The sequence below is a fragment of the Sphaerospermopsis kisseleviana CS-549 genome, from assembly GCF_028329225.1.
Taxonomy (GTDB): Bacteria; Cyanobacteriota; Cyanobacteriia; order Cyanobacteriales; family Nostocaceae; genus Sphaerospermopsis; species Sphaerospermopsis kisseleviana.
Genome location: NZ_JAQMTI010000195.1, coordinates 1 through 7,012 on the forward strand (window position 1 = coordinate 1; position 7,012 = coordinate 7,012).

4 protein-coding genes are annotated in these 7,012 nt (G+C 38.0%); 1 reads left to right on the forward strand and 3 read right to left on the reverse strand.

The genetic code is table 11. From position 1 onward, the window contains the following. Positions 1-710 precede the first annotated feature (710 nt). The 3 genes from PN497_RS15745 to PN497_RS15755 are packed head-to-tail and all read right to left on the reverse strand — an operon-like array spanning position 711 to position 5,409. Positions 711-1,334 carry an FHA domain-containing protein gene (locus tag PN497_RS15745; RefSeq protein WP_096572515.1) on the reverse strand — a complete coding sequence of 208 codons (624 nt, stop codon included), beginning with the start codon at positions 1,332-1,334 and terminating at the stop codon, positions 711-713. Then, positions 1,312-3,456, reverse strand: a complete 2,145-nt coding sequence (locus PN497_RS15750; protein WP_096572516.1) for a substrate-binding domain-containing protein — start codon at positions 3,454-3,456, stop codon at positions 1,312-1,314. The genes PN497_RS15745 and PN497_RS15750 overlap by 23 nt, the downstream gene beginning before the upstream one ends. Before the next feature lie 60 nt (positions 3,457-3,516). Continuing rightward, positions 3,517-5,409: a ShlB/FhaC/HecB family hemolysin secretion/activation protein gene (locus PN497_RS15755; protein ID WP_096572517.1), complete on the reverse strand. Its 1,893-nt coding sequence runs from the start codon at positions 5,407-5,409 to the stop codon at positions 3,517-3,519. Positions 5,410-5,938: 529 nt separating this feature from the next. Here PN497_RS15755 and PN497_RS15760 point away from each other — a divergent pair. Next, positions 5,939-7,012 (forward strand): two-partner secretion domain-containing protein (locus PN497_RS15760; RefSeq protein ID WP_272110647.1); only part of this gene is annotated, 1,074 nt, incomplete at its 3' end.

The window sequence follows — 7,012 nt, forward strand, 5'->3', positions numbered from 1 at the left end:
AACGCAATTGCAATACCTGTCGTACTGGTAGTTGTTTTGAGCGCGTAGGGGGATAATTGACTATCCCTTTTGAGCAAGTCTTAAAGAATCTGCGTGTCTTTAGACCGCAGAGTGTCAAAGTAGGGAAGTTTGATCAATATCTTGGGCTGATGGGGTTAGTTGATATCCGGTAGATTCCTGGTAATCTGTCTAAGAGGTTGTTTGAAAAGTATTAGATGAAACCGATAATCTCTAGAAACCTAACCCCCCTTCCCCCCTTCCCTACAAGGGAATGGGGGTTTCAAAGCCTCTCCCCGCGTCGGGGAGAGGTTTGGAGAGGGGTTTATTTAGGGTTTGCTGAAAAAATGCAAAACGCAGATAAATCAAAAGTTTGAGGCTGATAAATAGGAAAAAAGTGCAAGGGTTTTGAAGGGTATACGTGAAAAAGTGTGCATTTTTTGGTATTTCGAGAGATGGAAAAGGAATTTTCAAACTTCCTCCTGACTCCTGACTCCTGACTCCTGACTCCTATCCCCTCATGGAAAGACTTTCTCAGCATGTCCTATTTATACATTAAAAACTTTTCAAACATCCTATAAGTGGGATACTAAGCTTTTGTGTGTTTAATTTATATTAAGTCTAGCGGGCTGTCCAGCCCGCACCAGATTAGGATGATCAAAGTATCATTGAACATCATGCCCAGATACCCCATCCAAACGCTAGGTATTTAATTAACCTACATGAACCGCAAAACGTACTAGATTTTCTTGACCAAACTGCAATGAATCCCCATTCATGAGGCGATATTGGACACCAGGACTTAAAGGAGTTCCGTTTAAATAAATACCATTGGTACTCATGTCAACAATCATGTAGCTATTTTGCGACCAATCCCAAGACACTCGCGCATGACGACGAGAAACTATTCCTTCGTTGGGGATACCAGTTAGGTCAATTTCTGGGGGAATAGTAATGCTTTGACTGCGGCGACCAATAAAACCTGCTTCCCCTGACCATTGAAATTCTCTACCTGAAAAGTGAATGAGTTTGAGAAGTGGTACTTTGGGTGTCGGTGGGGGATAAGGTGGCTGTATAGGTTGTATGGGTGGGCGTGGCTGATAATTGGTTTGATCGTCAACTGGGCGTTGGTTGATAGGTTGAGGTGGTGTTGGTCGTGGTGTGGGTTGAGGTGGTATGGGTGTCGGTATCGGTGTGGGTTGAGGTGGTGTGGGTTGAGGTGTAGGTGCTACTAGATTACCCAAAGGAGTTCCACACCAAGCGCAAACCTTGGCATTATTGGGTAGGATTTTGTTAAAATATTCACAGCTTGGGTTAGGACAACGATTTGCAGCCATAGTTATTTAAATCATCAGGTATGGGTTGTAAAGGGACAAGACCTACTTTACTAAGTAAACACTGACCCTGACGAGTAGTTAGTATCTCAGCAAAGGTAGAACCAGCAGGAGGGCGGCTGTTGTCTTTGGGGTAAACTACAAATATAGGGTATCCTAAAGGGTAACTTTGGAAAGCATTAACATCAAAAAAATAGTCATCATGCTGGCAGAGGTTGTCTGAAGTTTTCAGAGGACGGCGTTCGCGTTTTTGAAATAGCGGTTGAATAGCTGGTTTGTTACCATCTACTATAGCTAATGGATAGCCTGTACACTGTCCCTTGATTTTACTAATCATGCCAAAGCCAATGATACCAGTAGTTTGTCCGTTGAGAATTTCTTGACGGATTTGATTTTGGGTTCTGGTTGTATCCCACTGAGTCACTTTGGCTGCAAATAAAGCTTGATCCTGGGGGTCATTTTTTAGCACTATTTCTATAAATTTACTGTTGGCTTCTGGTTCTGTAGGGGCAAATGGTCTAATTTCTAAATTCGGCAGATTACTATTAATTTGCTGCCAATTTGTAATTCTTCCTGTATAAATTTCACGCAGTTGATCGATTGTAATTTGACCACCGAGTGCATCTGTCATATTGTCATTTTTTCTACTAAATTCGACATAGACTAATAACCCATCATAAGCAACTGATTTTTTATCTAGTTCCCCTGATATTTTCTGAGTTAAACTGGTGATGGCAAAGTCTTTTTCTCCTGCTTGGACTACTGCTATCGGTTGCCCCAGATTTTCTAAATTTGATGACGCTACGGGAGTATATTTAAAAGTCGCTTGTGCTTCTGGTTTCGGTTGATATAGTAAATCTTCTAAACTGTCTTTTCCTACTTTTTGTTTGATAATAAAAGTCCATGTACCAGGATTTTCCCCTGTGTAATTAAATTGCCCAGCAGGTACATTATTTACATCGGCAAATCTCCGCCGCAGTTTAGACCATTGTAAATATTTGCTACTATCATCATGTTGATTAAAATACTTAACATAAGCAAAAATTCCTCCTCCCAATAATAACAAAACTATGATTAATAACCACATTGATACTTTTTTAAGACTTTGCTCAGGTTGTGTTTGAGAAGATGAATCTGAATTATTTGTTTGACCTTCTTTGGGTAATTTTATGAGTGCTTGCCGTGCTAATTCTGCACTTGTAAAAGGTGTATGTATGCCAATTAATTTTTCAATAAACTGCTTTAAATAAATATCTGTAGTAGACCAATGTTGATTGTCTCTGGGGTCTAGAGGTTGATTATCAGCATAATTTATCGTGCTTCCTGCTAGTAAATAAAAAGCTACTAGTCCTAATGATTCTAAATCTTTTTCTTTTTGAGCAGGTGCGGGTTGGGTAATGGCTGGGGGAATAAATAAGTTTTCCCAAATTGCTAAATCACAAAGATATATAGAAAATTGTTCATGTTTGGTTAATTTATTGGTTAATTTAATTAATATACTATCTAAATTTATGTTGCTGTGAGCAATACCTTGTTGTACTTGATTGGAGGGAAAAAGTATTTTTTGGCTGTGGAGAAATTCTAGAGTTTGTAGGGTTTGATTCAGTATTTCTCTCACCTGAACGGCTGTCATTTTCCCGTTTTGGATGAGATATTGATGTAAGGTTTGGGATGCTTCTATGGCTTGGGTGATTAAATAACAACGTTCTAATTTTTCATCAGCAATGGCTTCTAATGTGTTAACTAAGCGAAAATTTTGCATTCTACTATCTGCTAACTTTATTCCTCCTAAACGTTGAAAAAGTTGTTTACGATCGCCTGATTCTTGGTCATTAAAACAACGTTTGGGCAGCAAATATTCTTTGATTTCTACAGGCTGTTGATCCTTAATTTTTACACCCGAATATAAGCGCCCATAACCCCGCACGCCTAAATAATTAGTTACCTGATATGTACCAGAGTTACCTTTTATTTCTGCTTGCTCTGATAAAGTCGCAGGAAAACCACATTCTAGACAGAATTTAGCACCTTTGAGTGCTTGGGCGGTTTGGCAAGGGCGATCGCAATTTAAAGGATTATTGTATGAACAGATGTATTCTGGATAAAAGGAAGCAAATGATGTCATATACAAAAATTTTTCACCATTATTGTGATTCCATTTTCACTTTAAACGAGTTTTCTGATTTCATAGCTTATATCCGACGCTGAAATAAAACCCGTCATCCTGGGCATTTACGCCACGGTCATCTAAATTAATTAAAGGTAGACTGTAATCTAAGCGTATATTGAAACCTGGTACAAGTTGCCACAACACTCCTACTCCCGTACCAGCTAAAAAGGTTTGTCTCTGTAGGGTGTTAGGGTTATCATCTTTATTCCAGACATATCCTAAATCAAAAAATGGCGCTATCTTGATTGATGAGTTGCCTTTTTCATCTTTAGATAGTGTGATTTGATTTTCTACAGCAAATCTTACTCCGTTGTCACCTGCACGGGCATTTTGCCGATAACCACGTACTGACTGACCACCACCAATTATAAATTGCTGTGATGGTAATAAACTATTAGGTGTGAGTTGTATTTCTGCTTGGGCAAATAATAAATAGTTATCGCTGATTCTTTGTAATCTTTGTATTTGTCCTAACCAACTGAAAAACTGACCATCAGGAATAGGATCGTCGCTTCTGGTAGCATCAAATACGTTTATACCCAGACTAAATAAAGAACGTAAAGACCATGCACCTTGGAAATCCCTTGATAAATAGTCTTGTCCAAATTTAATTACTCGTGTTCTGCTGTTAGCGTTTTCATCTGGACCAAAACCGAATGCTGTCGGACCTGCAAAAGTAAAGGTTTGACCATCTTGGATACTAAAACCCAAGGATAATGCAAATTCTTGCCGCAGCGATCGCACTAAAGGTTGACGAAAACTGATTTCATAGAGTTGGGACTCACCGCGAATATTGGCATTTTTAAAAGGTTCTTGGATAACTTTATTATTATTAATAGCTGTTCTCAGTTGCACAGTCCCATTCATGGTATTTACTGGGATGCGATAACTGAAATCATAGACATTTGATCCGCCTCTGGCTGTAAAATAATAAGATGCTGCCAGTTCATCACCCCATCCTGTGAGATTACGATAAACCGTATTGATACCAAATCTTTCTGAACCTACACTTGGTGGGGAATAGTTATCAACATTTAAACTAGCTTCTAGAGGGTTAGCTTCGGTAACTCTGACGACTAGGATATTTTCACCTAACTTAGTACCCGGACGGAGACTACCTTCTACGTTGGAAAATAAGGGGTCTGTTTTTAATAATCTTAACTGCTCTTCTATATATACTGCGGACAGGGGTCTTTTCATTCCTAATGCTATACGCGATCGCACATAATTAGGATGAATATGTTTTGTACCTTCAACTTCAATTTTCTCTAAACCTCCTTCAATTACCCGTATTTTTACGACACCATCAGTAAAGTTTTCGTCAGGGACAATTGCAATTGCTCTTGAGGTCAGATATCCCTGATCTAAGTAGAGTTGGGTGATTCCATCAGCAACTTTTGTCAGTTCTTCTAAACTCACAGAACGTCCTTCTACTTCCTTAGTCAAGGTGTTCAATTGCTCTTGGTTAAAAATTGTACTCCCCAATACTTCAATTTTATTAACTTGAATCTTTTCCGTTTCGGTTTCAGTTTCGGTTTCAGTTTGAGTTTCGGTTTCTGAAGGAACTATTGGTTGATTTTCTGGTGTCAGTGGTTCAGCATCAGGGACAGGTTGTATAAATCTTTTCTCATTGGTGTTATCTGCTGGATTTCCCCCTTGTGCTAAACTATTTTTTGATATTTCTAAGAACACTGAATAACTCACAACATCCGTATTCTTTACTACTTCTTGATTGGATTCTAATTGTTGATTTGGTTTATTTGTAACTTGTGTTAGCAGATGATCAGGTTGTTTTAATAATACAAACGAACTAGATGATCTAGCATAACCTGGTGATGCAGAGAACAATAGCAGTGTACTGGGAATGAAAAATACACATAAATTTCTTCCTTGTAAATACCAACGCATAAAATTATTACTCCTATATTACTCCCATATTACTCCTGTATTAACCCTGTCTTATTCCTGTATTTTATTTTTTCACTTATATCAGCTTGTAGTTTTCAAATTAACACGCAATGTTCTCTTTGGATCGAGAAATGGCAAAATTTTGGTATTTTTTCCATCAATAGCGGAAATGAGTTGAGCCTTAACATAAATTTAAGTTTTGCTTAATACCCCATCAGTATTGAAAAAACAGGTCTAAATACTATTTACTATTCCTGCTGCCAATTAATCTAGTTGATTAAATTACAAATTGTTACAACTTAAGTAAGTTTTGATTACGCATTTTAACAGACAAGATGCTAAAAAGCCTGTAAAATCTCGATTTTAAAGGTACAGTAGTCAAAACACTGATGTTAGTTTTGTGAAGTTTAATTGATAATTGGCAAAATTTCAGGATATACACTTATATTCATAATGGTATTAAATAAGAGACAATTCAAATTTCAACTGGTGTATTAAACCGTTGAAGTTAGGGAATAGAGGAAATTATATGAATTTATTAGCTGACAAAATAGGTCTATTGCTTATGACACCAGCGATCGCTGTTGTCACCCTGCTGCAAACCATAGCCATCGTCAAAGCACAATCTATCACTACTGATGTAGGTCTTGGTAATACTGGTACTAATGTCACCCCCAATGCGAGCAATAACAATCAGCTTGACATTACTGGTGGTGCTACTTCCTCAGATGGTGCAAATCTCTTTCACAGCTTTCAAAACTTCGGACTCAACAACGGCGAAATAGCAAACTTCATATCTAACACCAACATCCAAAACATTCTTGGGCGTGTTGTTGGTGGAAATACTTCTGTAATTAACGGAACTATACAAGTAACAGGCGGAAACTCCAATCTATTTTTAATGAATCCTGCTGGTATCCTTTTTGGTGCTAATGCCATCTTAAATGTACCTGCTGACTTTACAGCTACTACCGCGAATAGTATATTACTCGGTAATTTAAGATTTAATGCTCTTGGTAATAACGATTATACAAATTTAGTAGGAACTCCCAATGGCTTTGCTTTTTCTACTACACAAACAGGCAGTATTGTTAACCTTGGTAATTTAGCGGTTGGTGCCGGCAAGAATTTAAACATCATCGGTGGTACAGTTGTCAGCACTGGTAGTTTGTCAGCACCAGGGGGTAATATTATAGTAACATCAGTGCCTGGTGGAAATCTCCTTCGCATCAGTCAACCAGGACACCTACTCAGTTTAGAAGTTGAAGCACCATCACCTGCATCACCAAATCCTCCTAGTTTGTTAGATTTATTGACTGGTAATATTAACAGTGCTAGTGGTGTAACTATTAACAACGGAACAGTAGAACTTACAGGTTCAGGAATAACCGTAAATTCCGGTAATGTAGTTGTTAAGGATATCACATCTGCATCTACTACTTTATCCGCTGATCAGAATTTAACATTAAATGGCAATATTACCACCACTGGAAGTCAGACTTATAACGATAATGTCACCATTGCGAATAACCCCACATTAACAGGAAATGGAATTACCTTTAATGAAACTGTAGACGGTAATAGTAATTTAACCCTGAATGCA